The following is a 23,641-nucleotide window of genomic DNA, read 5'->3' as shown; positions in this document are numbered from 1 at the left end:
GAAGGATGCACCTTTTAGGGTATGAGTGCATCCTCTATAGGTTGGAGGCATCCTATGAAGGTGGGATGCACTCCGTGAAGAGAAGGATGCACCTTTTAGGGTATGAGTGCATCCTCTATAGGTTGGAGGCATCCTATGAAGGTGGGATGCACTCCATGAAGAGAAGGATGCACTTTTTAGGGTATGAGTGCATCCATAGGAAAGGCATATTCTATTAAAAATAGAGATAGCCAAGAGGTTTATTCTTTTACTTTATGCTAACGATTATAGCACTCTCTCTGGATATTCATTCTGTATCCTCAATACCTGAAATGATTATACGATAAGGCTTGTTCGTCAGGGCAATTGCAAAAGATGTTAGAAGATCTACGAAAATTAAGATATTTTTATGCTTTTTTCTTGTTTTTTTTTTGATTTTTTATTGGTGCAAGATTTGTAATGCGTTTTCCTACAGTTTGTTTTGCTATTTGGCCAATGGTCTTGGTGAAATACTTTGATTATTTTAATTATTTCAACGCTGCCTTCAAAGAATAATACTTTATAATACAATTAAAATAAATTATGAAGGTAAGTTATATCAATTTTTGGTTTCTTAAGCAATCTTAGAAAAGGGGGATGTTGTATAGATTGGGCGAGTTGTCTTTAAGGCAGATAATACATTGATTTATAATGATAATAAATCATTTGCATGTTGAATAAGAGGACTGAAGATTGTAAATCTCTTTCATTCCACACCTATTGTATGTTAAAGTCATCAAAAGCGTACTTTAATATGTCATAAGTGTGGCTGGCATGGGAGAAAATACCTCAAACAAAGAATCGCAATGCTTCTTATGAACGCTCTTAAGTGTTAAGAGCTTATCGAATACCCGAAAGTGTCTCAATGCCCAAAGTTAGTTCAGAGTTAGCAAAGTGTGTGATGTTACCAGTTTGCTCTTTAATAGTAAGCGTAAAAATAGGAAGTTTATAAATTATTTTATGTTCTCCATGAAGTTTTATGTTTTTCATGGGGGCTTTATCGTTATACTCTAGTGTTGTTGTTGAGGTGATGTGGAGGAGGTATCGTAAAAAGGTGGGGTGAGTATTGCACGTTATCTTTTGGAAAGCAAGAAGATTAACGGATTTCGGAAGAATAGGAAAGATATGAAGTGTTATGAATGAAACATTGCTTCATTTTTCCTATTTATTTTTTATTCGTTTTGGCTGTTAAAGAGTAATATCTGAGTGGAGATTATGCATTGCCTTAGGCATTAGGTTATTTCTAATGGGGCTTTCGTTTTTTAATGGGTGATGTTCTTAATGGAAAACAGAATGTTCCAAAAAAAATAGACTTGTGTTGTACATTTACGTATTTCTTTTAAAGAAACATAGTGTTTTTACATCTTATAATGAGGTTGGTGAACGGAATAACGGAAAAAGCTCTTGTGAAAGAGATAATCTCTTCTGTAAAATCTTAAAGAGAAGTTAGCACCATCATACTATTCGAGCCCCTAATGTAATGACAGCTCTTGAAACTTGGGAGTTTTTATGAGAAGCGTTGCGATTCTTTATCTTTGAAGTATTTTATCCTATATGTCTTTCTTACCTGCTAGTATGCAGGGGAATGGTTTTGATTAATTCAACATAAAGTAGAGTTGAAATGAAAGAATCTTACGATATTGGCGGTTCTGATTTATGTTAAAAAAAGCGATGATTTTAATGGTAAATTAAAGATATTGACTATTTATGATAGGGCTTGGGGGCTATGTCTTAAATTCATTTGAGGTCTATGTGTGGAAAATCAAGAGAAAGTAGAAAGCTAAGAGCTTTCGTATCCAAGCTGCGGGTAGAACAGAGTGGGTTAAGAATCTTCATCTTTTGAGGAGGAGACACAAGGCGATTTTATTGACAGGTGGATCTTATGGAAGAATATAACAAAGTTTAAGAAGGGATTGATCGAAGACAATACAGCTATAAAAAAAGTCCTCTGATATTACAGAGGGCTTAAAACCTTAAGAGAACTTTCAACATTGAACCGTAAAAAACGTCCAAAAAAACAAGCTTTAAAAAGCGCATTAACTAAAGATTACAAATCCACAACTAGCAGAGAATTGAAAAGGGAGCAATATAAAAAATACTTTTTATACAAAATAAAATTTTGCTATTTGTGTATTAAAACTTAATGAATACTTATTTTTAATTGAGTGCTTATTCTGAATTCGACATCAATTAATTTGTATTTCAAGATGTGATAATGCATGCAACTATCTTGGATAAATGATTGAACAAAATATCCTCTTCAATATATTGATTTATAATGATAATTTATCGTTATTCAACTTGAATTAGACCCCCGAATATCGTCAGATTCTTTCATTTCAAATCTGTTTAATCAATCAAAACCATGCGCTTGCACGTTACAAGCAGGATTAGCGTGTGGATCAAATTTGTATAAAAAAGGGCTCTTATGAACCCTTAATGCAAAGGTTATTGGCAATATTGGGGGCTGGCAAACATAATGATGGGACTGGCTGGCTTCTCCATAAGCGTAAAGATGGTGGTGCTCAATGGATTTATCGTTATATTCTTCACAGGCCCCGTCGTGAAATGGGATTGGGTGTCTTGAGAGATGTCTCTTAAAAAAAAGCCCGTGAATTAGCAACTGGGTGGCGTTCGGTTTTACGTGAAGGTCGTGACCCCATTAAAGAACGCAATAAATAAAAGCGTGAAGCAATAAACAATCTCCATTATTTAAAAGACAAAAGCGAATCTATTTAAAAGCTTCTCATGGTGATAGACTGATGTAGAAGAGGGGGATTGGCGTGGAGTTAGTTTTATGGAAGACAGTGCTTTTGAGGGGTGTTGCTTGAGAGTATGTATTTGATAGGAGGTGAATGGTTGAGCTCGTCGGGGGAAGAAGAAGGACGGGTGTGAGGTTAAGAATTCTCATTCAGGAGAAGGTGGGCAGCAGAGGATGTTGCCCTGAAGGATGAAAAAAATTATTCAGAATGTTTATGGTTTGCATATCCCCAATGAAATGCTAACAAGTCTAAACAATCGCGTAAATGATCGGCAAGGGAGTTTTGTTTGCGTTTTGAAGAACTTAGTTCTTTTATCCCTTGTCCATGGCCAATAACCTGCTCAAGCAGTGAATAGCCTAGAATACCAAGTTGAATTTTAACTGTTTTTAATTGATCGGATGCTTCTATTTGGCGTTCAATGGGGAAGGTGTAATCTTGGTTACAGGAAATCTTTTCACGACTGTAGTCAAGACTCGTGTGGAGATCGGCCTGACTTTGACGCCAGTAAAAATAAAAACGTTCGGCTGCTCTATATTGTGTCTTACTAATATGTCCTTTCGCATATAAAAGTGCAATGGGACGGCTTTGGACATTGACAATGGCTTTTATGGTGCGGCGGTTGCTGGAGCTTTCTGGATGAGCGGGTTGAAAATAAGGATTGCTCGTTTCAATTGGAATTTCTTGCGTTTTTAAATGACCAATATGCTTTTCTTTTTCTTGATGATCAAGAGAGTAGATTTGTGTATTTTTTTTCTCTTTGTCGTTCATATCATCTCCTTAAAAAATGATCGTTTGGTTTTCTGTTTCAAAGAAATTTAAATGTTGCTTGCTCTATGGAGTGTAGATGCATGGCAAGGATATGGTGGCGTGTGGGGAGAGGACTTGGATTTGCTTCTTGAAAAGACTGGTGTTTTGCTGCATTAGAGTGTTAGCTTGGTTTTTGTTGTTGTAAGGAATATGCATGGGACGTAATTTGTGGTTTTTGCCGTAGTTGGTGTTGTTCTGCATCTGGGGTCTTTAATTTCTACTGAATGTGGGAACGAGGTATTTGAGGGGTACAAGGAAACAATTTTTTAAGAGAATAGTGTTTGGAGGCTTTATTGGTTGGGGTTTTAGTTTTGTTTATACGGTTGCTGAACACATCGCGTAGAGCTGGCTTTGGTTCTTAAATAATGGGTGTTTTGCATCCTTTTAGGCCTTGTCATTGGGCTTATTTGTCTTGGGAAAAAGCGTTGCGGGTTTCTGTTTTAATTCTTTGAAAAGGTTTGGTATTTTCTGTTGGGATCGTTTTTGGTGGAAGGAGGAGGATTTGTCTCATGAGGCGTGTTTTTGAAGGAAAGGATGTTTGATTGTCTTTTGGGAGTAGTCCGTTCGGATGTACTGTGGGGATTGTTCTTGATAGGAACGGTGTTTGTTGCATTGTTGGATCTGCCATTGGTTTTGCCCATGTGGGTACAGAGCGGAGGGAAAGTTGCTTTGTGGTCTCGAACATGGGATGTTTTGCGCCATTGCTACTATATGTATGAGTATAATAGAGATATTCTTAATGGAGTTCGTGTTTGCTGTTGAGTTTGCTGGTATAAGAGCCAAGAGATATGGTTGGGGAGAGATCATTGTGGCTGTTGAATTGGTTTGTGTTGTTTTTCATTGTGGGGGGTGGTTTTCGGTTTTGCCTATATGGGTGTAGAGCTGGCTTTAGGTTTAGAAGGATTGGGGAGGCCGTCAGTAGGGGATTGATAGCTGTTTTTCTTGATGAGGGCGCTAGATGGGTTGGTTTAATCCGGTAGGGACTCTTCAGAAAAGTAGTGTTAGCGGGCGTTCCAGATAACGTCGTAGCGTTAATGAGTGTTCAAAAGAACAGCGATAGCGATAGGTTCGAGGATCAAACCAAAGTCCTATTTTCCCCTCAAAATCACCCGAACGTTGCTTGGCAATATTCATAATGACGCCGGGGCGTTTGGCTAAATCTGCTTTTTCTTCTTGCAATGAGGCGGCAAAGATTTTATCTTCTAGCGAGCGGTTGCGCCAAACAGTGATGATGTTAAAGGCATTGGCGCCAATCTCTGAGGCGCCTTTTATATCTTCTGTGCCAGGAATATCCTTATCTAATCCTCCTTTGCGGGCATGGGCAACAAGATGAATATGCACCCCGTTTAAAACAGCCCAATCAACCATTTTATAAACCGCTTGTTCTTGTTTCGCATAATCGTCAGAGGCAATGCCAAGCCGCATGAGACTGTCGATGATAAATTGATCGCAGCCATAGCGTGCCCGGCAATAGTCAAAGACATCAAGTAAAGTGTCAACGCTCGATTTGCCAACATGTTCATAAAGAATAAGGCCATCGTCTAAAAAATGAAGAATCTGTTCAATCATCTCTCTTGTAGGTTGTTCTAAACCCCCAGTTTGTTTGGTTAAACGGCGTAAGGATTGTTCTCCTTTCATCTCTAAAGAGGCTAAGCAAAGGCGACTCTTTTGTGCAATCCAATGGGGAATACAGTCTGATAACAATTGGCTTTTTCCAGCACCACTGGCGCCACTCCAAAGGGTTAACTCTGCCGGGCGAAAATGTAATTTGCCATTCAGTTTAGGATAGGGAACTGTATAGCCAATATGTTGTTCAGGTTCTGGCCAAAAAAGTTTCATGACTTTGTCTTTATAATCTGAAGCGCGCCGTAAGCCTTCTGGTGCAAAGCTTTTTGCTGAGGAAAAGGCAGATTGTATGGTGGCTCTATCAATACCAGCCGTTAAACAGTCATTGGCATCTTTAAGGGGTAAAAGTACACGGTAGCAGCGATGACGACCAAGCCTGCTGGCAATCTCATGGGCAGCTTCTTCACCAGGCTTGTCCATATCGGTTGCTAAAAAAATCGTTTCAAAAGTTTCTAAATGATCAAATTCATTTTCAATCCAGTTGTGTTTGCTTCCACTTCCTCCTCCAAAGGGTACAGAGACCGCCGGATATCCATAGGCGGCTAAGGAAAGTGCATCAATTTCTCCTTCGGTGATGACAAGTGTACGGTTTGTGGAAGAAAAAGTGGGGAAAGATGTGTGCTCCATCGAGAACCCTTGCTGTGGGATATGAGTGGCGGTGTGGGGTGAGGGTGTGGGTTGTGCTGCTTGAGTGGCGGTGTGGGGTGAGGAAAAAATGGCTTGCCAACCAAATAAAATCGGTTCACAATGTGCTGCTGTAGGTTTTGTTTTTGCTCCCGCTTGGGCAAGTCGTTCTTTGACTAAAGCAAGAGTGCCGTCGGGTTTATAAAAAGGGAAAATGATTTTTTTACCATCTTCTCCTATGCGGTAACGCTTTATAATTTCTAGAGGAATGTGGCGCTCTTGGTGAAGATAGATTTTGACGAGATTTTGCGGAGAGCACCCTGTGGGAACTGGTGGACGACGATAGGAACGATGGGGCGCCATAAAAGGTTTGGGGCGTGTCAGATTGAGAACAGCGCGTGCTTCTTCTAAGGCTTGAGAAAGGCTAATGCCTTTAACTTCACACCAAAGATCTAAAAGATCTCCTCCAATGCCTTCTGCAAAATCATACCAAAGGCCTGCTTTATTGCCGCTCAAGCATACCGATAAACTTTGACCAACTTCACCGCGTATGTTACCTACAATCCAATTGTTCCCTCGTTTGCGCCCCTGAGGAAGAAGCATTTCTGCTATCGTATCTGCTTGTGAGGTAAGCTTTTGTTTTATCTCAAAAATTGTACTCATGGTTCTTCGTTGGGTGAATATGTTACTGTTTTTTCAAGTGGGAAAAGTGAGGATACTGTTTTCGTGGTTCTCGTCGTTCAATCTTATGGAAAATCCCTTGTGATCTAGAAATTTCTTTGCTGTGTTCCTGTCCTTTAATGAAAGTTTCTAACACTGCCATGCCGATATCTGCCATGCATGGAAAACGCTGTCCTGTGGCAAAAAAGGCCATAGGCAAAGGTGATTGTTGAGAGCCTGTACTGCGTGAAGAGAGTGCTTTTATGAGGAAAAGTCAGATGTGGATACGTTTTGCTGTGAAAATTGACTATCAAATTGTTGTTTTGCACCTTATCGTTTTGTCCGATAGTGCTTTTTTTACAGTTTTGAAACATTTTTCCACCGCTTATCTGCTTGAAAAATACCTTGGGTGTGTAATGTCAAAAATCGCCGTTATAGTTGATTAGACTGCGGTAAAGAGTGTCGTTGTGCTTAGAGATCAAAGATGAGGAGTCCCCATGTTTTTGCTGTTCTAGCCGTTCGATCTCACGGCGAAACCAGTTGCGCCATGTGGCTTGCCAGTCTGCTTTGAGAGATTCTTTGCCACTCTTGGCTTGCCAGTAGTCACGAAACTTCTTGGCTTGCCAATGGGCTTGACTCTCACTCAAACCTTCTGAAACCGCCGCATTGATGTCTGCTTGCCAATCTTCAGGAAGCCGATGTCCTTTGATAAGCGATGAGATCAGGGTTTTTTTTGTGCATGAAGGTGAGACGCAGGCAGGTAAGGTGGAGGGCGAAAGAGCACAAGCGGATTTCGTTTTTTCCTGCAGGACAAGTTGGGTGATAGGGGAAGGAGGCGCAACAGAAGGAGAGGTAAACTCAGATCGACAAGCCTTTAAGGAAGAAGAAAAATTTTCTTGAAAAGCCGATTCCGCACTTGGCGTAGAGAAAAGGAGTGGTGAACCAACAGACGAAGTGGAGGAGCGATGGTCCCTTTGCTCAAAACTGGATTCGCAGGAAAAACAAGATTCTGTTTCATGAAATAAAACTTTCTTTTCTGAAACACCGTAAGGTGTTTCATTTTCTTCTTCTCCTTCTGCCTTTTGAGCTTCTAAGCTTTGTTCAACACCTTTTTGCTTCTCGTTCAACATTTGTTGAATCTCGACATTGATTTTCTTACGCTTTTTTGCCGAAGAGCGTCCCGCAAAGGATTTTTGCTCAAGCAATTTTTCACGCTCTTGAAAAACATTTTCGCAACGCTTGTTCCATAAGCCATTGGCTAAATTTAAAATCTTACCCTCTTGGATCAGCATGGATAAAACATTGACAAAAGTTCGCTTGTCACAACCGCAAAGACGCGCTAAACGTTCTTCCGATATTTCAAGAGGACGTCCACGTGCATACATTTCATTGAGAAGAATCGTATAAATTCCAATCTCGTGTGCACGCATGCCACGAACGCCGCCTAGAAAATCATTTTGATACCAACAAACATAAGGAAGCCTAGAAGATTCATAGTGAGGAGTTTCTTGTTGATTAGCGTTTTTCATACTGGAATGGACTTTCTTGTTTTTTATAGCTTTTCATGGACAATAAAAGCATAAATAGCCAGTTAGCTTAGGTTGAATTTGCTTCAGTGTAATCAAAGTAGAGGCAAATGGTTGGCTGTGCCCGAAGAATAAGGGATGAAAAATTACAATTTGTAATTGCTTAAATGAAAAAAATGACAAAATACAAAACATTCTCAATGCATCAGTTCTGTAAGAGAGCCTTTTGTATCGGTGGTTAAAGTGTTTTTATGAGTCAAAAATGAAAAAAATCCCCCTAAAAAGTAAAATTTGTTCCTTTAATTTTATCCTTTTTAGAGGATAATGCAAGTCCATTTTACAAAAAGGACGTGTTTTTTTTTAAGACGCGCTATATGGTGAAACTATGAATATCGATGGTTGGCGTCAAAGATTAAAAACCGCTGTGGAAAAAAGTGGAAGATCAAAAAGATCTATATCCCTCGCTGCCGGTAAAGGTGCTGGGTACCTTCATTCTATCCTTTCTGAAGGAAAAGATCCAACAATCGAATCTCTCTCGCGAATTTGTCACGAAATTAATATCAGTATGAATTATATTCTTTACGGTAAGGGAGCTAGTCCTGAAGATAAAGAATTCATAGAGCTTATTTCAGAACTTTCTTCGGAAGAGAGACAGGCAATTTTGACTCTTTTGCGGCGACCTGTTGACGAAGCTTTAAAATAAGTTCCTTCTGTGTTTTTGAATCAAGGCGATTCCAATATTCTATTAATATTATATCACTCATTTTATCTCTCCTGTGTGTTTATAATTGCAATTAAATAAGAACAAATAGAGAACAACAAAAGAACATGAGGGAAACTAAGAACAATCGATGGTTATGGGCATATATCATTTGAACCCCGCAAAGATTTAAAATATATCTTTTATGAAGGATAAAATGATTGACATCTCTCCTATAGAGGAGATAAGACTAACGCTATATTTGGCCTTGTCAAGACAAAGCTATATTTTTTAACTATCTAAAGGGGGAAAATCATGAAAAATATTGCATTCGTTAAAGAGGATGAAATTATAATCATACTTTGCGAAGACGAAAAGCCTGATATCTATGAAGGACCAATAGACGAAATAGAAGAAGTGCTCGAACTGATTGAAGAATCTGAAACTGTTTATAAAGTTTTGCGACTCGATCTTACAACAAATCATGCTGAAGATGTTACGGAACAAATCGCTGATTTTTATACGGAAAATTACGAAATAAATGAAGAAAATACACAATTGCAGCCCTTTATTTTGAATAGTGAAGCCTATCATACCTGTTTAGATGAAAGAAGAGCACGCGATTATGAAGATAATCTCTATGGCTCTTACGAAAATCAGCATCGTTTACGCCCCTGTGATGTCTTGTCAGATTATTGGTGGTAATCATGCCAAGTTATCTCAAGACTTTTTATCAAGGGTTTCCACTTTATTATGCTGGAAATACTCGGAATTTAATCAGACTCGAACCACAAAAACACAATGCTATTCTTTTCATATCGCAAGAAGCTGCTGAGGGTATGGCAAAAAAATTAGCAGAAAAATATCTCTGCTATAATTTTGTCGTTGTACAATAGCAGACTTAAACAGAATTGAAAAAGGATATATCCACAACCGATAAGTGATTTTTTATGAGGGTGGGAAGGGGGCGCATTATGCTTTCATGCTATGGAATGAGTACTGTTGGATGGAGGCTGTGTCAGGGAGTCATAGGCTGGTAGCTGGGAGACTGGCGCTAGGAAGGGATTTGGCTGGTCGGGAAAAAGAAAATAAGCGCTTGTTGAGGAAAATGTTGGAAGGGAACTGGTTTAGCAGGAGAGTAATGGGGAAAGAGATGTGAGACAGGGAGAAGGTTTTTTGTGAGAAAGATGGAGAAGCAGCGGTTTTTGTGGTTAGCTGGGTGCTGCAGGGTATGAAAAAATGCTAGCAGTATGTTGAAAGAGCGTTACCAAAACTTCTTGGTTTTTTAGTAGCGGAACAATATTTGAGGATGTTGGCGTCCTTTGTCCTCGGGGATACAGCTTAAAAAGGATGAATGTTTCAAAAAGAATATGGTGCAAAAAAGTACCTTAAAGATAAGGGGGAGAAAAAATATGCCAATCATTATTGATTGTATGCAGGGAACAGAAGAATGGCAGAAAATGCGTAATGGTTTGATTACAGCTTCTTTGTTCGAGATCGTTATGGCACAAAAAAAACAGGGGCAAAAAACATCACGATATCATAGTGTGATGATGAAACTGGCAGGAGAGAGAATTACTGGAAAAACCGTTGATGAAGGGACAACGCTTGCTATGCGACGGGGAACAGAATTAGAACCAAGCGCACGACAGTTTTATGGAAAACTTACACAGACAGAACCTGAACGTATTGGCTTTGTTTTAGCAGATGATCGCATGAAAGGATTTTCCCCCGATGCTTTTGTGGGAAAAAATGGATTGTTAGAAATTAAAACAAAAAAACCTGAAATTTTGATTCCTCATTTCATTCAAAAGGGCTTTCCAGCAGAACATAAAGCACAATGTCAAGGAGGGTTATGGATCGCTCAGCGCGAATGGGTGGATTTAATGCTCTATTGGCCCGATATGCCACCTTTGATTAAACGGGCTTATCGTGATGAACTTTATATCAGAAAACTTGAAAATGAAATTAACCATTTTAATGAGGCTTTGGAAAAGATAGTACAGAAAATTAAATATGTTGAGACAGGGTTTAGTATAAGAACAGAAATTGCTCGAAAGGAGGGGGAAGGCAGAATGCTTCGCATGAACGAAAAGACTAGCATCGAGAGGAAAATGACGATAAGGCGGAAAGGAAAAAGAGAATCAGATGTGCGTAAGGGTAAAACGCTATAGAAAAGCAAAAACAGGTGGGGAAAAGAGCCTAGCGTGTGCTGGAAAAGGGCGTAAGCAGGGGAGATTGGCATGGCTGTGAAAGCTTCTTGAGAAAAAACGTTGGTCCGAGGCTGGTTGAACACGAGATGAAAAACAAGAAGACATTGTTGAAGAAAACGATAGGTATGACGCATGGGGCATAAGAGTTGTTCTTCCTTTTTTTGAATGTTCTTTTGTTGGCATGCTCAATCCACTTCGTGGTGCATAAACAAATGGTTTTGAGTGGTTACAATAGAATAGAGATTGTGAAAATGTTCGCTCGCTTTATTCCGAATTCTTAGGCAAGAAAAATAACCATATAGGCTCATTAATCAATAAATATATTATCGAGTAATCGAAAAAACGATAAGAAAAACTTTAAGGAGATATTTCATGGAAAAAGATACTTAAATTGATCGATAAATTGGTAAGTGGGCGTGGAAAGCGCTTAAGCTTAACCTAGAGAAAAAAATCCATTCGGTTAATATGAAAGACAAGTGTCGTGACAAAGGGGGTACTTAAAAAAAGAAGAGGATACATAAAATTATTTAAGGATAAAAAAAACAATGACCTATGAAATCAAAGGCTTGCCAAATGCTCTTGATGACGAAAAGCTATCATCTTTTGATAAAAGTACACGAAGCTCTTTTGTAGTATCACGTCGACCTCTCATATTTTCAGAAAGGATTGTCCATATATCATCCTCAACTTGATCTTCACGAATATGACGCAAAGGAGTGCTACAAACGCCTGTCAGAATAAGCAAACGCAAAGCCAGTTGTATTACAGCTGTTGTTTGGCAAAGTATTTTATAAAAGGCAGATACATCTTTCCAATCCATGGCTGGTCTATTAGTGGTTTTGTAACGTTGTTTGTCTAAGAGCGCGTGGGCTTTTTCTGTTGTCTGTAAATCAACATCAAAACCTAAGGCATAAGACGATTAAAAGCTCTATAAGCAGTTCCAGCTTTTGCATGCCAAATAAGGGCAAGGGTCTTGCGTATCTCTGTTTGTGTAATCTCAGAAACGGGCAAACAGCCTAATTGGGGAAGAATATAAAGTTGTAAAGGTGAAAACCAGAATTCATTTTTACCATCTCCTTTTAGTTCAACTTTACGACTTTCAAAAGCCTCTCAAGCAATATCTTTTAAATAATGGAGATTGCTTATTGTCTCACGCTTTTGTTTATTGCGTTCTTCAATAGGGGGCACGCCCTTCACGTAGAATTGAGCGCCATTTTGTTGCAGTTTCACGAGCTTGTTTTAAAGAGACATCTCTTAATGCACCCAAGCCCATTTCACGACGACGTCCGTGAAGGGTATAACGATAAAGCCATTGAGCACCACCATCTTTATGCTTGTGAAGTAAAAGCCAGTACCATCATTATATTTGCCAGCCCCCAATTTGCGACAGATCTTGCATTAAGACGGTTCATAAGAGCCATTTTTAAATTCTTTCTTCTACAGTTTTTATCCATACGCCAACTCCGCTTGTGATGTGCAAGCGAATGATTGTGATTGATTTGACATACACAGCTTTGAAATGAGAGAATCTTACGTTATTCGGGACTCTCATTCAATAAGAATAACGCTAAATTATCATTATAAATCAGTATATTGTCTTCTGATAAGAAGGAAAGGAGTAAATGGCTTGAGTTTGTTACATGCAATTGGTGATGATCTTTCAAAAAATTTAAATTCAAATAAGCTTAAATAGGAGGGTGAAAAAAATCTAATGCCTCTATGACCGTAGAATCTTTTTATCTCTTTACAGTATCTTGTTAGCAAAGAGCAAATGCTATGACGTCTTTATGAATTCATTGCGGGAAAGATCTCATAGATATTGGAAATAACGGCGCTGCAAGAAAACGGATCGCTCCCTTGTAAAAGGAGGGCAGGGGCAAAAGGGTAATTTTCACGTCTTTTTTGTTTTTCGTCAATTCATGGCAAATCATAATGAATATTTTTCAGAAGTATTTTGCAAAAAGTGATGTAATTGTTTAAATTTCAGTGAGAATTAGTACTGCGCAAATGAAAAGGGTCGTAATTGTAAGCAAACATGCGGATGCTTTAAATTTAAAACGCCATAATAAGCTGATTGGAATGGACATTATCGTGATTAGTATGAGGACTATTATGGTCCATTCTAGGATCTGAACTTTATAAAAATGTTTTTTCTCTGGTTGGTTGTGATAACTTATCAACTTTTTTACTCGCTTTCAGCAATACGGTGTGAAACTCTTATACCAGCAATCAAAGATTGGGAACACCTTTTCTTTTAATATGCTTATGGTCATTTTTCAAGTGATTAGATGTTTTTACGTAATCATTCCCTCGTTGTTGACTCTTTGCATGATGAGCAAATAAAAAAATGTTCATTATAGTCGTTAAGAAAATAAAGCTCTTAAACAGAAGGTAGCCATTGTTTGTGAATATCTAAATAGTTTTTTAAAACGATCCTCCTTAAATGGGCCATTCTATGTTAATTTTATATCATAAATATGGAAAAAATCATCCTTTAATGAAAAAGGCGAGAGGGATGGTATTGTCTATAAATGTGGGTGTGATAAAGTTCATCCTCCCATATGCGGGGTTTTTATCATCTAAAAGATGATTTTTATGATAGCAGAAAATATAAATAGAGAGTAAACTCTAAAATCCAAAAAGGTAGATACTATGAAGCATGGGAATAGGCGCGGTACATCGGACAAAATGATGTGTATTAAAGGAGGGGAGCTTAAAGTTCTTAAAGAGTTTTGATCATAAAGTTGGCAATGAGCAATATTCTTTGAAAAAACAAGCCATAGCTTGTTCCGCAGAAAATACTTGTTTGATCGCTGTTTGATTTTATTTTTACAAGCAATAGGGAAAAATGAATACACGATTAAGGAATAAAACGTGTGGAAATTGATCTTTTTTGACCAATGATGAATAAGATAGATCAGGATTGTTGCAAAGCTTATACCAATTTTTCTAAGGATTGCTTAGATGGCATATATTGAGAGTGGCGAGAAGGGGGTAAAGCTTAAAATTATTGGCTTTGATGGCAGCTTTAAAAGATTATCAATAGAATATATTCTAGCAATTGATTGATAATAATCATCCATTATTTAATTTAAGTGAAAATCATAAATAGCTTGGAAATTGTCTCAACCTCTATTCTCTTGAAAAAAAAAACAAAATCATTTGTTTTCATAGCATAAGCGGGATAAGTCTTTAAAAAGCAGTCAAAAAATGCTTATAATGAACGCTCTCAAAGGCTAAGGGGGATAATACAGCTAGGCTTGGAAAAGTGGCGGATACTTATCGGTTTCAATGGCACACTTATTCATGAAGTAAAAATACTGGTGCGCAATAGAAGGGGGAAGTCTTCTGGTAGGGACCTGCGTTAGTTGCATAGGCGGTTCGCATCAGTTGTAAAATTTATGCGCAGAGCGTTTTGGAAATTAAGGGCGTCATTAAAGCGAGTGAAACCAATGATCTTTAGAATGATAGAGGATTCGTGAAGGCGATAGATGCTTGTAAAGAAGAGGAAAGCGACAAAAAAAGAAAAAAATGGTGCTGCGAGAGAGGATCGAACTCTCGACCTCTCCCTTACCAAGGGAGTGCTCTACCACTGAGCTACCGCAGCCATTTCCAATCTTTGCGCTGTTTTGTGCCATATTGTCAGAAAATAGGCAAGAGAGTATTTGTATATTCTTGCAAGAAAACGTATCTTATGTCATGACATACGTTTTTTATACACTTAATAGTTAAGGTCATGAGTTGCTTGGATAGAAGCTCAACACTGTTTAAAAGGTTGCGCAATGACACAAATGCATCAAAAACAAAAGCAAACTGAAATGAAACAGCAAGACGAAAAAGCAAAACGACGTCAAGAAAGATTGGCGCAACAATTGCGTCAAAACTTGAAACGTCGAAAAGAGCAAAGTCGAAAAAGAGCGCAATCAGAACTCTAAAAAACATTTTTTTGTTTTTTAGAGTATCTTTGCAACCAAACTTCTCAATAATTTGTTCTCATAGTTAGAATGCGTTCTAAACGTTCGATAAATCATGACTTCCCAAAGGGGTTAAACCTTTGAAAGGGTAAGCGCAAAGGAAAAAAGGGAAAACATAATGGATTCTATTCAAATTATTGGTGGAGAAAAACTTAAGGGAACAATTCCTATTTCAGGGGCAAAAAATGCTGCATTGCCTCTTATGATTGCGGCGTTGCTTACTCAAGATACCCTCACTTTAGAAAATATCCCTCATCTTGCGGATGTTGAATTGCTTATTCGTATTCTCAATAATCATGGTGTTGGATATGCTGTTGATGGACAAGAATTTAATGATGAGTGTGTCAATCCAAGGACAGTCCATTTTACCGCACAAAAAATAGTGACAACACATGCACCATACGAACTGGTGAAAAAAATGCGCGCAAGCTTTTGGGTTATCGGACCTCTGCTGGCACGATGCTCAGAGGCCTATGTGTCCCTGCCTGGAGGATGTGCTATCGGAACAAGACCTGTCGATTTTATACTCGAAGGACTCAAAACTTTGGGCGCACAAATTACTATCGAAAATGGATATGTTCATGCAAAAGCTCCAAAAGGATTAAAAGGCGCTCATTACCGTTTTCCTAAAGTTACGGTTGGTGGAACACATGTGATGCTTATGGCGGCGACAATGGCAAAAGGAACAACCGTTCTGGCAAATGTTGCCTGTGAACCAGAAGTGACAAATCTTATTCGAACCTTAAATGCTATGGGAGCGCAAATAATCGGTGAAGGAACAGAAACGCTTACGATTGAAGGAGTTAAAAAACTCAAGGGTGCCAGAATACGCGTTATTGCTGATCGAATCGAAGCGGGAACATATGCAATGGCCGTTGCTATGACGGGAGGAGATGTCTTCCTTAAAAATGCAAATCCTAATCATCTCACTCAAGTGCTTCAGGTTCTCCAAAAAACAGGACTCGAGATTCAAATAGAATCTCAAGGAATTCATGTGAAGCGAAATCCAGAGAATACAAAAATTATGCCCGTTGATATTAAAACAGGACCTTATCCCGCTTTCCCAACCGATCTTCAAGCGCAGTTTATGGCGCTCATGACACGGAGCTTAGGTGTTGCCCGTATTACAGAAACTATTTTCGAAAATCGTTTTATGCATGTTCAAGAACTCAATCGTTTAGGGGCGCAGATAAAGCTCGATGGGCAGACGGCAACCGTATATGGTACAGACAATTTGCAAGGGGCACCTGTTATGGCGACGGATTTGCGCGCTTCTGTTTCTCTTGTGATTGCTGCATTGGCGGCAAAGGGAAAAACAATCGTCAATCGTGTCTATCATCTTGATCGTGGATTTGAGAGATTAGAAGAAAAATTGGCTCGATGTGGCGCTAAAATTCAGCGGTTAGCAGCATAAATCTATCAAAAATAGGCCCATATTGGTGGAGGTGGAGAAAAAGTGTTTGAGAGAAGCTACTTGAACGGTATGCTTTTCGGTTGCTCCTTGGAGGAGGACAAGATTTGCCAGTGTTCTTTTAAAAGGTTTGCTCTCTTGTGTGAAAAATTTTGCAGGGTGGGTTCTTGATGATTTTCTGAAAAGCTTTGTAAGATCCTATTTTTTTAAGAGCATGCCTTTTATCGTTGCTTTTTTCTTTGTGTAAAATTTTGCTGTTCTCACTCTTGGGAGGCGCTTGAGATCTTTGTCTTAAGTGTCATTCATGGTGCTTATGATAAGGGACTTAAGAAACTGTGCTTATTACAAACAAGAGCTGTATATTTAGTAATACTTTTTTATCGCATTAAAATTTTAAAAGATTTTTTTGATGTCAAAATTGGCGTGGGAGAGATGGTTTTATTGAGAATAATCTCATCACATAATGAGAGAGGATTGATGTAAAATTAATGCAACATATTGATTATATTTCTATGTATAATTCGGGATTATTTTAAAGCCATACATTCTTGTTTTCTTTTACCTCTGGGAATGTGTTTATTTCATCCAACATTTCAGTTCTAAACGATCTTAAAAAAAGGGATAAAAATAAACTCCTGTGATGTCTTTTTGAAAATGAATTCATTGAAAAAGGGATAAATGAAAACAATCTTGGAATTATTGCGTTGTATCACTTGATCAAGTATCGCTGAATGTTTTCCAGATTTATCCTTTGCCAGATTTCCTCTTGACATGGAATGTGTGAAAAAAAACAGACGCCAAATCAGTTTGAAGCCAAAAAAAACACTGTTAGAATGGCGTATGTCAAGATTTTATGATATGGATTTGGGGTATAAAAGCTTCAGTATAAGGGCGAATGAGCAAAATAAATGCAAAGGCTCTGAATGAATGCGAGTACGTCGATTAAAAAATGTCTCATACAAGCAGGATATTATAATAAAATAAAAAAATAAAAGAGCAGATTTGCTGTCATAATTATAATATTAAAGATATTTTTATTAGTATGATCATTCAAAAGAAAAGTATTAAAAATATATATTCAAAACGATATGAAGTATTCATAATATTTATTTTTTTAATATAAAAATATGATATAAAATAATTTATGTATTTTTATACCATTTATAATTATCAAGGAGAATAAAATGAATAAAACTTTGAAATTAGTGAGTACTCTATTGGTTATGGTTGGATGTTATCAAGGTTATTGTTCTCAAGCGATTGCAGGTACGAAGTCTGGTGCAAATCAACTTGAAAAAAAAGGTGTCCAAGAAGATTTTCAGAATAATCCTGCATTTATAGCATGGTGTATGATAAATGAGAGGTATCCGGATTGTAATCCTTTAGAATCCCGCAATCCACGGAAGTTTAGTAGAACTCTTGGGCACGGACACTGATAAAATGGCGATGTAAGCTCTTTAACGGATGAAAAAATGAACACGGAAAATCTATAAAAGATAATCATAACAAAAAAGGTAACTTCATTCTTTAAAAGCTGAGGATGGCATTGTTAATGGTGCGTCGATGCGTCACATGATCTAGAGGGGAGCGCGTCTCGTGGAACAGAGGAGGAAGGCGCTCGTTGTAATGCATGATTTGCGCGCATTGTTCTCTTGTCTTTATTTCTCTTGTAATTGCGGGGTTTTTATCTTGTTTCATGGGCGGAAAAGGGAGAAACAATCACTATCATCTTGATCGTGGATTTTTAGAGATTAGAAGAAAAATTGGCTCGATGTGGCGTTAAAATTCAATGGTTAGCAGCATACCTATCAAAAATACGCCTATATTGCTAAAAGCTAAGAAAGAGTGCTTGAAGAGAAGTTACTTGAACAGTACGCTTTTCGGTTGCGCTTTGGGGGAGAGTGCTTAGAGAAAGTTATTGGGGGAGATTGCTTGCGTGGTATGCTTTACAGTGTGTTTTTGGGGGTGAAGAATGTTTGCCAGTGTTCTTTTCAATGGTTTCTTTTCTTGGATGGAGTAGTTGGGTGCGGAATGACTTTTTAGAGCGCCCTTCAAAATCCTTTTTTAGGGTGAAAGAATGAGTGTTCTTGGAGAGGGGAATGTTTTTTTATTGTCGATTTTTAGAGATTGGAAAAAAATGAAGCTGATGTAGTGCAAAAATTCAAGGTATCACAGTTTAATTTCCTTCAAGGTTATTCTTTAAGCTTCTTCTTTTTTGGGGAAACGATCTCAAAAATTAACGGGCCTTAACCCTCTCGATAAATGCGGGTTTTATCTCATGGTTGTGGAGAGTGTGCATAAGAGTTTGAGAGGCCTCGCATAAAAAAACAAACAATAATTTTTCTTGCCAATTTTCTGAAATTACTTTACGAATAAGAAAATGTTTTTGGTCGTTTACACAGCGACCAAAAGGGATTCAAAAAAAACTAAATCCAAGCGTACAATTGAGCCAACTTTTGCGGGTATCCCGGAATTCCGGGAGATTCTCCACTGTCCAGGTGCTCTCCAGCACTAAAAGCAAAAAAACTGAGTCGGATTCAGTGTTTTTGACTCCAGGAATACTTATGCGAGCGCCCTCGCAACCGGTAGGGGGCTTAAAGTGCAAACTAAAAATCCACATTTTATTGATATTTTAATAGGTAAAAAAATTCGTCATAGACGCATTTCAATGGGGTTTTCCCAAAAAAAATTAGGAAACTTTTTAGGTGTGAGCTTCCAATAAATCCAGAAAATACGAAAACGGCTTAAATCGCGTAGGCGCAGGGCGTTTACAAGAAATTGCCGATATTCTTAATGTTTCCATTTCCTTTTTTTATTCTGGTCTCTCAACAAAAGAAAATATTCCATACCATGAGGATGAAATCGCGAAAAAAGAAGAAAACATCCTTTTGAAAAGTTTTAGAGAGCTTAAACCTAAAAAACAAAAAGCAATCTTATGCTTGATTTCCGAGATAAGAAATACAGCTTTAATTTTTCTTGCTAATTTTCTGAAATTACTTTACAAATAAGAAAATGTTTTTGATCATCTACGCTGTGACCAAAAGGGATTCAAAAAACCCTAAATCCGAGCGTACAATTGGGCCCACTGTTGTGGGTATCTCGGAGTTCCGGGAGATTTTGCACTGTCCAGGTGCTCTCCAGCATTAAAAGCAAAAAAAGCTGATTAAGTTCAGTACTTGTTACTCCCGGAATACCAATAAGAGAGCGCTCGCAACCGGAGGGGGGAGTGACGCGTGCAGGCTAAAAAAGAAAGTAATCTTATGTTTGATTTCTCATGAGTGTAAAAAGTTTAAAGAGGCTTTTTCCTCAAAAATGAATTATTCTATAGCCTCTTTCTAAGAGAAGGGGGATGACATTAGCAAAGTTTGATCGCTAACGCTTAAATTATTTAAGGCTAAAAGAAAATCGATAGAGTGTTGTGGAAAAGGTGAAAAAAAGAATGGATCTTTAGATGTCCTGTTTGTGGCAAAATTTTACCTACCGTAGAAAATACTTCCTTTTTACGCAGATTTAAAAGTGCTAACCATAACTCTAAAGTGAAATTTCCTGCGCTTGGCTTTTCCGGCTTAGGCACTTTGCCATAGCCATACCTAAATTATCGTGTGCATGAAAACCAATTTCTAAACGTGTTATACCCTTTGTTTTTTGCATGAAGTGTGTTACAGTATCGGGTAAAAGGCTTCCATTAAAATCGGCCAAATACAAAGTGCTAGCTCGATAATTATTTGCTGTTTTTGCTATCGTCTGTTAGTTTTTATCTCCTTGGCTTACTCTTGTGATGTTGATACTGGTAGACAACCCTAAAAAGCTAGCATAGCGTAGAGTGCAAATGTAGATTTAAGATCATTTTTATTGAGACATAAGCATAAAAGTATAATTCTAAAATTTTTTAGCTCTCCGCATATCCAGATGGTTAATATTATGCGCATGGGTAATAATGATAAGTTTAGCATCTGGAACAGAAGTGTGTTATCATTGAATATAATCATTAGAGTACAAAGCTGTTTGACCCACGTTGTCCATCGGTTTAAACGAACCTTTACGATAGCTGAGCTTAATATAGTCAACTTGAGCATCGATCAGATTTTTTAATATGCTCGATGATATAGTCTTATGAAAAAGAAAATTGGTGCCAATATCCTCCATTACGTAAAGTGATAGCAAGATTTTTAAGCATAGTTTCCCAAATCTAGTTATTTGGCTTGATTTATGGTCGTAAAATAATTTGCTTTTCGAATATAAATGACAAAACCCACTATACAGCACGCTGCTAATAAAATGGCAACATTCCATGGATCATGGCCGGATATTTTTCCAATAATTTCAGCGCTTAATGCTGCGCTCCCTAATTGTAAAGCGCCCATAACACCAGAAGCAGTTCCAGCAGCTTGTGGATGCGACGAAATCGCCAAAGCTGTTCCTAACGGCAACAAAAAACCATTGCCAAAAGTAAGAAGTGAAATAGCACTTAAACTCGTTATAAGTGGCCACGGACTCACATACATTTGGAGGCCAAATAATATTCCTCCTATGACAAAAATAATATATCCACGTCGGACAGTCCGCTCCATAGATTCTTGCTTAAGAAATCTTCGTGCTACTAAGTTTCCTAAAACATAAGTTAAAGAAACACCAATGTAACTGTAACCAAGATAGTAAGTTGATAAACCCAAAGCTGTGAGAAAAAAAGGCGATTCTACAAGATAAGCGAAATAGGTTGCATAGGCAAAACACAAAATTAGTGCGTAAAAAATAAACTGTTTATTTCTAAGGACTCCCAAACTGCCCTTAATGATTGTCACAGGTGTAAAAGATTGTCGTTTTATAGGGGAAAGGGTTTCTGTTAGGACAAAATAACAGAGAAAAATAGTTGAAAGTATAAAAAGACTTAAAAAGATAAAAATAGCTTTCCAATTAAAAAATTGTAATAAAAGCCCTCCAATTAAGGGAGCAAGGGCTGGTGATGTTCCCACAAAAGGAAAAATAACTAAATAAAGTCTTCCTGCTGCTTTTTTATCCACCAAATCATTAATAATCGCGCGACTTAAAACAATCCCTGAGCAGGCTCCAAGACCTTGTAAAAAGCGGAGGATGAAAAAAGCTTGAAGATTAACTGTGTAAATTATACCTAATGTGGAAAACAACCACAAAAACAAGCCAAATAAAAGCGTCTTTTTACGTCCAAAATTATCGCTGAGCGGTCCATAAATCAATTGTCCAATTGCTAAGGCGAGTAAAAAAATAGCCACAGCACTCTGAATATCTGACTCTGTCACCTGATAATATTGGCGCATAGATTCAAAAGCTGGTAAAATAATATCCGTCGAAATTAGACCACCTACTGATAAACAGATAATAGATATTATAAATAATAAAGAAGGCTTATTGTACACAAAAAATACTTTTCAAACTTAAGAATTATAAATTTAATTTATATTTATATTTATATTTATAAGTATAGTCATATTTTCTAATCCTTTATCGTTATGCACAGGAAAAGAACTATAGTTTATACATCGCTTTTCGTTTTATCATTTTAATGAAGGTCTGTTCGTAAAAATGATTTACAGATCTAGAAGTTATGGAGGATTGGGAATTTGAAAAATCATTTTGCCAAAAAGAGTCCCCAAATAGAGTAACATGGTGAGTGTTCATAAAAAAACAGCCTGAGAGGTTATCGAAGGGGGGCTTAAAAGAAGCCTACCAAAAATCTGGAACTTCAGATTTTAAATGAGGACCAATTCGTACCGCCGAGACCTTTTCTGCTAAACCTGTGCGATCTGAAATCTCAACTGCTAAACCACAAAGAGTGGCTGGACCACGCGCCGGTTCAAAACGATCTTGCTTCTTTTGGTAAAGAAAACGGTGTAATGGTTCTTCTTTATCCATGCCAAGGGATGAATTATAATCTCCACACATGCCGGCATCTGTTAAATAAGCACTGCCACCTTCTAAGATTTGCGCATCAGCGGTGGGAATATGCGTATGAGTGCCAACGATAACACTGACACGACCATCAAGAAAATGACCAAAACATTGCTTCTCGCTCGTCGTTTCTCCGTGAAAGTCAAAAATAATTGCATCAGCTTGTTCCATCAATGAACAGGCTAAAAGAATATTTTCCGCTGTTTCAAAGGGATCAATAACTTTGTATGGCATAAATACATTGCCCAACAGATTCGCAACAAGAACACGCCCGCCATTTTTTGCTGTAAAAACGCCAGAACCTCTTCCTGGAGTCTCATGCGGGAAATTAGCAGGACGTAAAAAACGATCACTCTCATGTGCATACTTTAATGCTTCTTTATGAGAAAAAGCATGATTGCCTGTGGTGACAACATCAGCACCAACCATCAAGAGATCTTGATACGTCTCTTGTGTCAGACCAAAACCATCAGAGGCATTTTCACCGTTCACAACAACAAAGTCAAGCTGCCACCCCTCAATTAATTGAGGAAGGTGTTTAAAAACAACCTTACAGCCTGTGTAACCAACAATATCACCTAAAAATAAAAAACGCATAGGCGTTTTAATCACATTTTAACATTTTAAGAAACCTTTTTCTGTAAAAATTCCTTGTACTTGTAAATCATGTTCTGTTGCTGGAATAGAGGAAACCTCTTGACACGAAAACCCTAGGCCCAATAATGTCGGTTGATATCCTTGTTTTTCAAGAACTTTAACCGTACGGTCATAATATCCTCCACCATAGCCAAGACGGTGGCATTGAGGATCAAACGCAGAAAGCGGAACAATAATCATATTAGGAAAAACAACAGCATTCTCGCCATCGGGGCCAAAGGTGCCAAAACGCATGGGTTTTAAAGTCATATCGGGAGAAAATGCACGAAAAATCATGGTGGTGGAATCAACTACTGCCGGTAAGGCGAGACGGCCACCGCGTAACGTTATAGCATTAAGTAAAGGACGGGGATCAATTTCCGATTTGATAGGCCAATAGCCTGCCAAAATGAGCCGTGAAAAATCCGTTCCTGTTTTTTCAAGATATTTAATAAAATGATCACAGGCACGCTGTGAAAAGAGGGTGCGCTCTTCTCGTGAAAGAGCATCGCGGCGCGATAAACTGCTTTTACGGTGTTGCGCGCGAAGCGATAAAGCTATCTCGTGGGGGATATCGGCGGGCATTTTCTTATCAACGATTTTATTAACTGTTGGTATTTTATCCTGTGGTAGAAGCAAATACTAGTTGGTAAGGAGAGATGTCCACTGCATAATGTTCTAGCTTTAAGTAAAGGACGGGAATCAATTTCCGATTTGATAGGCCAATAGCCTGCCAAAATGAGCCGTGAAAAATCCGTT

The 23,641-nt window shown here is 38.0% G+C and carries 17 protein-coding genes, 1 tRNA gene and 3 pseudogenes; 11 read left to right on the top strand and 10 right to left on the bottom strand.

Annotation, left to right across the window (positions count from 1 at the left end; translation table 11 throughout):
* Positions 1-2,457: 2,457 nt before the first annotated feature.
* Positions 2,458-2,697: pseudogene (locus MCY_RS00295) on the top strand (Arm DNA-binding domain-containing protein); the annotation flags it as partial.
* A 281-nt stretch (positions 2,698-2,978) separates the two neighbouring features.
* On the opposite strand, the gene MCY_RS00290 reads toward MCY_RS00295, so the two are convergent.
* On the bottom strand, positions 2,979-3,548 hold the full coding sequence (locus tag MCY_RS00290) for a hypothetical protein (RefSeq protein WP_007346362.1): 570 nt from the start codon (positions 3,546-3,548) through the stop codon (positions 2,979-2,981).
* A 442-nt stretch (positions 3,549-3,990) separates the two neighbouring features.
* Positions 3,991-4,215 (bottom strand): hypothetical protein, encoded by a 225-nt coding sequence (locus MCY_RS09565; protein ID WP_155887034.1) that lies wholly within the window; start codon positions 4,213-4,215, stop codon positions 3,991-3,993.
* 111 nt (positions 4,216-4,326) lie between these two features.
* Here MCY_RS09565 and MCY_RS09560 point away from each other — a divergent pair, with 111 nt between their 5' ends.
* On the top strand, positions 4,327-4,467 hold the full coding sequence (locus MCY_RS09560) for a hypothetical protein (RefSeq protein WP_007346360.1): 141 nt from the start codon (positions 4,327-4,329) through the stop codon (positions 4,465-4,467).
* A gap of 107 nt (positions 4,468-4,574) precedes the next feature.
* Here MCY_RS09560 and MCY_RS00280 read toward each other — a convergent pair whose 3' ends face one another.
* Positions 4,575-6,500, bottom strand: a complete 1,926-nt coding sequence (locus tag MCY_RS00280; protein ID WP_007346359.1) for a toprim domain-containing protein — start codon at positions 6,498-6,500, stop codon at positions 4,575-4,577.
* Positions 6,501-6,760: 260 nt separating this feature from the next.
* On the opposite strand from MCY_RS00280, the gene MCY_RS09320 reads away from it, so the two are divergent.
* Complete coding sequence (locus MCY_RS09320) at positions 6,761-6,943, top strand: hypothetical protein (RefSeq protein ID WP_155887035.1); 183 nt, start codon at positions 6,761-6,763, stop codon at positions 6,941-6,943.
* On the opposite strand, the gene MCY_RS00270 is transcribed toward MCY_RS09320, so the two are convergent.
* Entirely contained in the window at positions 6,917-8,026 is a 1,110-nt protein-coding gene (locus MCY_RS00270) for a YdaU family protein (protein WP_007346357.1), read from the bottom strand. The genes MCY_RS09320 and MCY_RS00270 overlap by 27 nt on opposite strands.
* A gap of 382 nt (positions 8,027-8,408) precedes the next feature.
* Here MCY_RS00270 and MCY_RS00265 point away from each other — a divergent pair, with 382 nt between their 5' ends.
* The 4 genes from MCY_RS00265 to MCY_RS00245 all read left to right on the top strand — a co-directional run bounded on the left by MCY_RS00265 (position 8,409) and on the right by MCY_RS00245 (position 10,897).
* A complete protein-coding gene (locus tag MCY_RS00265; RefSeq protein WP_007346356.1) occupies positions 8,409-8,726 on the top strand; it encodes a helix-turn-helix domain-containing protein in 318 nt (105 codons plus the stop codon).
* A 312-nt stretch (positions 8,727-9,038) separates the two neighbouring features.
* Positions 9,039-9,428 (top strand): hypothetical protein, encoded by a 390-nt coding sequence (locus MCY_RS00260; RefSeq protein WP_007346355.1) that lies wholly within the window; start codon positions 9,039-9,041, stop codon positions 9,426-9,428.
* Between the two features lie 2 nt (positions 9,429-9,430).
* Complete coding sequence (locus tag MCY_RS00255) at positions 9,431-9,619, top strand: hypothetical protein (protein ID WP_007346354.1); 189 nt, start codon at positions 9,431-9,433, stop codon at positions 9,617-9,619.
* Between the two features lie 516 nt (positions 9,620-10,135).
* Positions 10,136-10,897 carry a lambda exonuclease family protein gene (locus MCY_RS00245; RefSeq protein ID WP_007346353.1) on the top strand — a complete coding sequence of 254 codons (762 nt, stop codon included), beginning with the start codon at positions 10,136-10,138 and terminating at the stop codon, positions 10,895-10,897.
* Positions 10,898-11,534: 637 nt separating this feature from the next.
* Here the strand turns inward: MCY_RS00245 and MCY_RS09555 are convergent.
* Both MCY_RS09555 and MCY_RS00235 read right to left on the bottom strand, forming a co-directional pair.
* A pseudogene (locus MCY_RS09555) lies at positions 11,535-12,357 on the bottom strand (tyrosine-type recombinase/integrase); the annotation flags it as partial.
* 2,111 nt (positions 12,358-14,468) lie between these two features.
* Positions 14,469-14,543 (bottom strand) — tRNA-Thr (locus MCY_RS00235).
* Positions 14,544-14,718: 175 nt separating this feature from the next.
* Here MCY_RS00235 and MCY_RS09550 point away from each other — a divergent pair.
* The 4 genes and pseudogenes from MCY_RS09550 (at position 14,719) to MCY_RS09785 (ending at position 19,329) form a co-directional block, all read left to right on the top strand.
* Positions 14,719-14,871, top strand: coding sequence for a hypothetical protein (locus MCY_RS09550; protein WP_007346349.1), 153 nt, complete (start codon positions 14,719-14,721; stop codon positions 14,869-14,871).
* 157 nt (positions 14,872-15,028) lie between these two features.
* Entirely contained in the window at positions 15,029-16,324 is a 1,296-nt protein-coding gene (gene murA / locus MCY_RS00230) for a UDP-N-acetylglucosamine 1-carboxyvinyltransferase (RefSeq protein ID WP_007346348.1), read from the top strand.
* 1,181 nt (positions 16,325-17,505) lie between these two features.
* The gene (locus MCY_RS00225; RefSeq protein WP_007346347.1) at positions 17,506-17,757 is read left to right on the top strand and encodes a hypothetical protein; all 252 of its coding nucleotides are present in this window, start codon (positions 17,506-17,508) and stop codon (positions 17,755-17,757) included.
* 1,163 nt (positions 17,758-18,920) lie between these two features.
* A pseudogene (locus MCY_RS09785) lies at positions 18,921-19,329 on the top strand (helix-turn-helix domain-containing protein).
* Positions 19,330-19,852: 523 nt separating this feature from the next.
* Here MCY_RS09785 and MCY_RS09315 read toward each other — a convergent pair.
* The 4 genes from MCY_RS09315 to MCY_RS00200 all read right to left on the bottom strand — a co-directional run bounded on the left by MCY_RS09315 (position 19,853) and on the right by MCY_RS00200 (position 23,467).
* The gene (locus MCY_RS09315) at positions 19,853-20,062 is read right to left on the bottom strand and encodes a beta/alpha barrel domain-containing protein (protein WP_155887036.1); all 210 of its coding nucleotides are present in this window, start codon (positions 20,060-20,062) and stop codon (positions 19,853-19,855) included.
* A gap of 452 nt (positions 20,063-20,514) precedes the next feature.
* Positions 20,515-21,714 carry a multidrug effflux MFS transporter gene (locus tag MCY_RS00210; protein WP_007346346.1) on the bottom strand — a complete coding sequence of 400 codons (1,200 nt, stop codon included), beginning with the start codon at positions 21,712-21,714 and terminating at the stop codon, positions 20,515-20,517.
* A gap of 307 nt (positions 21,715-22,021) precedes the next feature.
* Positions 22,022-22,843 carry a TIGR00282 family metallophosphoesterase gene (locus tag MCY_RS00205; protein ID WP_007346345.1) on the bottom strand — a complete coding sequence of 274 codons (822 nt, stop codon included), beginning with the start codon at positions 22,841-22,843 and terminating at the stop codon, positions 22,022-22,024.
* 18 nt (positions 22,844-22,861) lie between these two features.
* A complete protein-coding gene (locus MCY_RS00200; protein ID WP_007346344.1) occupies positions 22,862-23,467 on the bottom strand; it encodes a 5-formyltetrahydrofolate cyclo-ligase in 606 nt (201 codons plus the stop codon).
* Positions 23,468-23,641 lie beyond the last annotated feature (174 nt).

Origin of the sequence: Bartonella rattimassiliensis 15908 (assembly GCF_000278215.1) — a bacterium.
Lineage (GTDB): Bacteria > Pseudomonadota > Alphaproteobacteria > Rhizobiales > Rhizobiaceae > Bartonella > Bartonella rattimassiliensis.
Note: the sequence above shows the minus strand (reverse complement) of the source record. Positions and strands in the feature narration are given on the sequence as shown.

Coding starts and splice junctions, on each gene's coding strand:
- MCY_RS00290 (WP_007346362.1), bottom strand. CDS start 3,548: ATGAACGACAAAGAGAAAAAAAATACACAAATCTACTCTCTTGATCAT.
- MCY_RS09565 (WP_155887034.1), bottom strand. CDS start 4,215: ATGGCAGATCCAACAATGCAACAAACACCGTTCCTATCAAGAACAATC.
- MCY_RS09560 (WP_007346360.1), top strand. CDS start 4,327: ATGGAGTTCGTGTTTGCTGTTGAGTTTGCTGGTATAAGAGCCAAGAGA.
- MCY_RS00280 (WP_007346359.1), bottom strand. CDS start 6,500: ATGAGTACAATTTTTGAGATAAAACAAAAGCTTACCTCACAAGCAGAT.
- MCY_RS09320 (WP_155887035.1), top strand. CDS start 6,761: ATGAGGAAAAGTCAGATGTGGATACGTTTTGCTGTGAAAATTGACTAT.
- MCY_RS00270 (WP_007346357.1), bottom strand. CDS start 8,026: ATGAAAAACGCTAATCAACAAGAAACTCCTCACTATGAATCTTCTAGG.
- MCY_RS00265 (WP_007346356.1), top strand. CDS start 8,409: ATGAATATCGATGGTTGGCGTCAAAGATTAAAAACCGCTGTGGAAAAA.
- MCY_RS00260 (WP_007346355.1), top strand. CDS start 9,039: ATGAAAAATATTGCATTCGTTAAAGAGGATGAAATTATAATCATACTT.
- MCY_RS00255 (WP_007346354.1), top strand. CDS start 9,431: ATGCCAAGTTATCTCAAGACTTTTTATCAAGGGTTTCCACTTTATTAT.
- MCY_RS00245 (WP_007346353.1), top strand. CDS start 10,136: ATGCCAATCATTATTGATTGTATGCAGGGAACAGAAGAATGGCAGAAA.
- MCY_RS09550 (WP_007346349.1), top strand. CDS start 14,719: ATGACACAAATGCATCAAAAACAAAAGCAAACTGAAATGAAACAGCAA.
- murA (WP_007346348.1), top strand. CDS start 15,029: ATGGATTCTATTCAAATTATTGGTGGAGAAAAACTTAAGGGAACAATT.
- MCY_RS00225 (WP_007346347.1), top strand. CDS start 17,506: ATGAATAAAACTTTGAAATTAGTGAGTACTCTATTGGTTATGGTTGGA.
- MCY_RS00205 (WP_007346345.1), bottom strand. CDS start 22,843: ATGCGTTTTTTATTTTTAGGTGATATTGTTGGTTACACAGGCTGTAAG.
- MCY_RS00200 (WP_007346344.1), bottom strand. CDS start 23,467: ATGCCCGCCGATATCCCCCACGAGATAGCTTTATCGCTTCGCGCGCAA.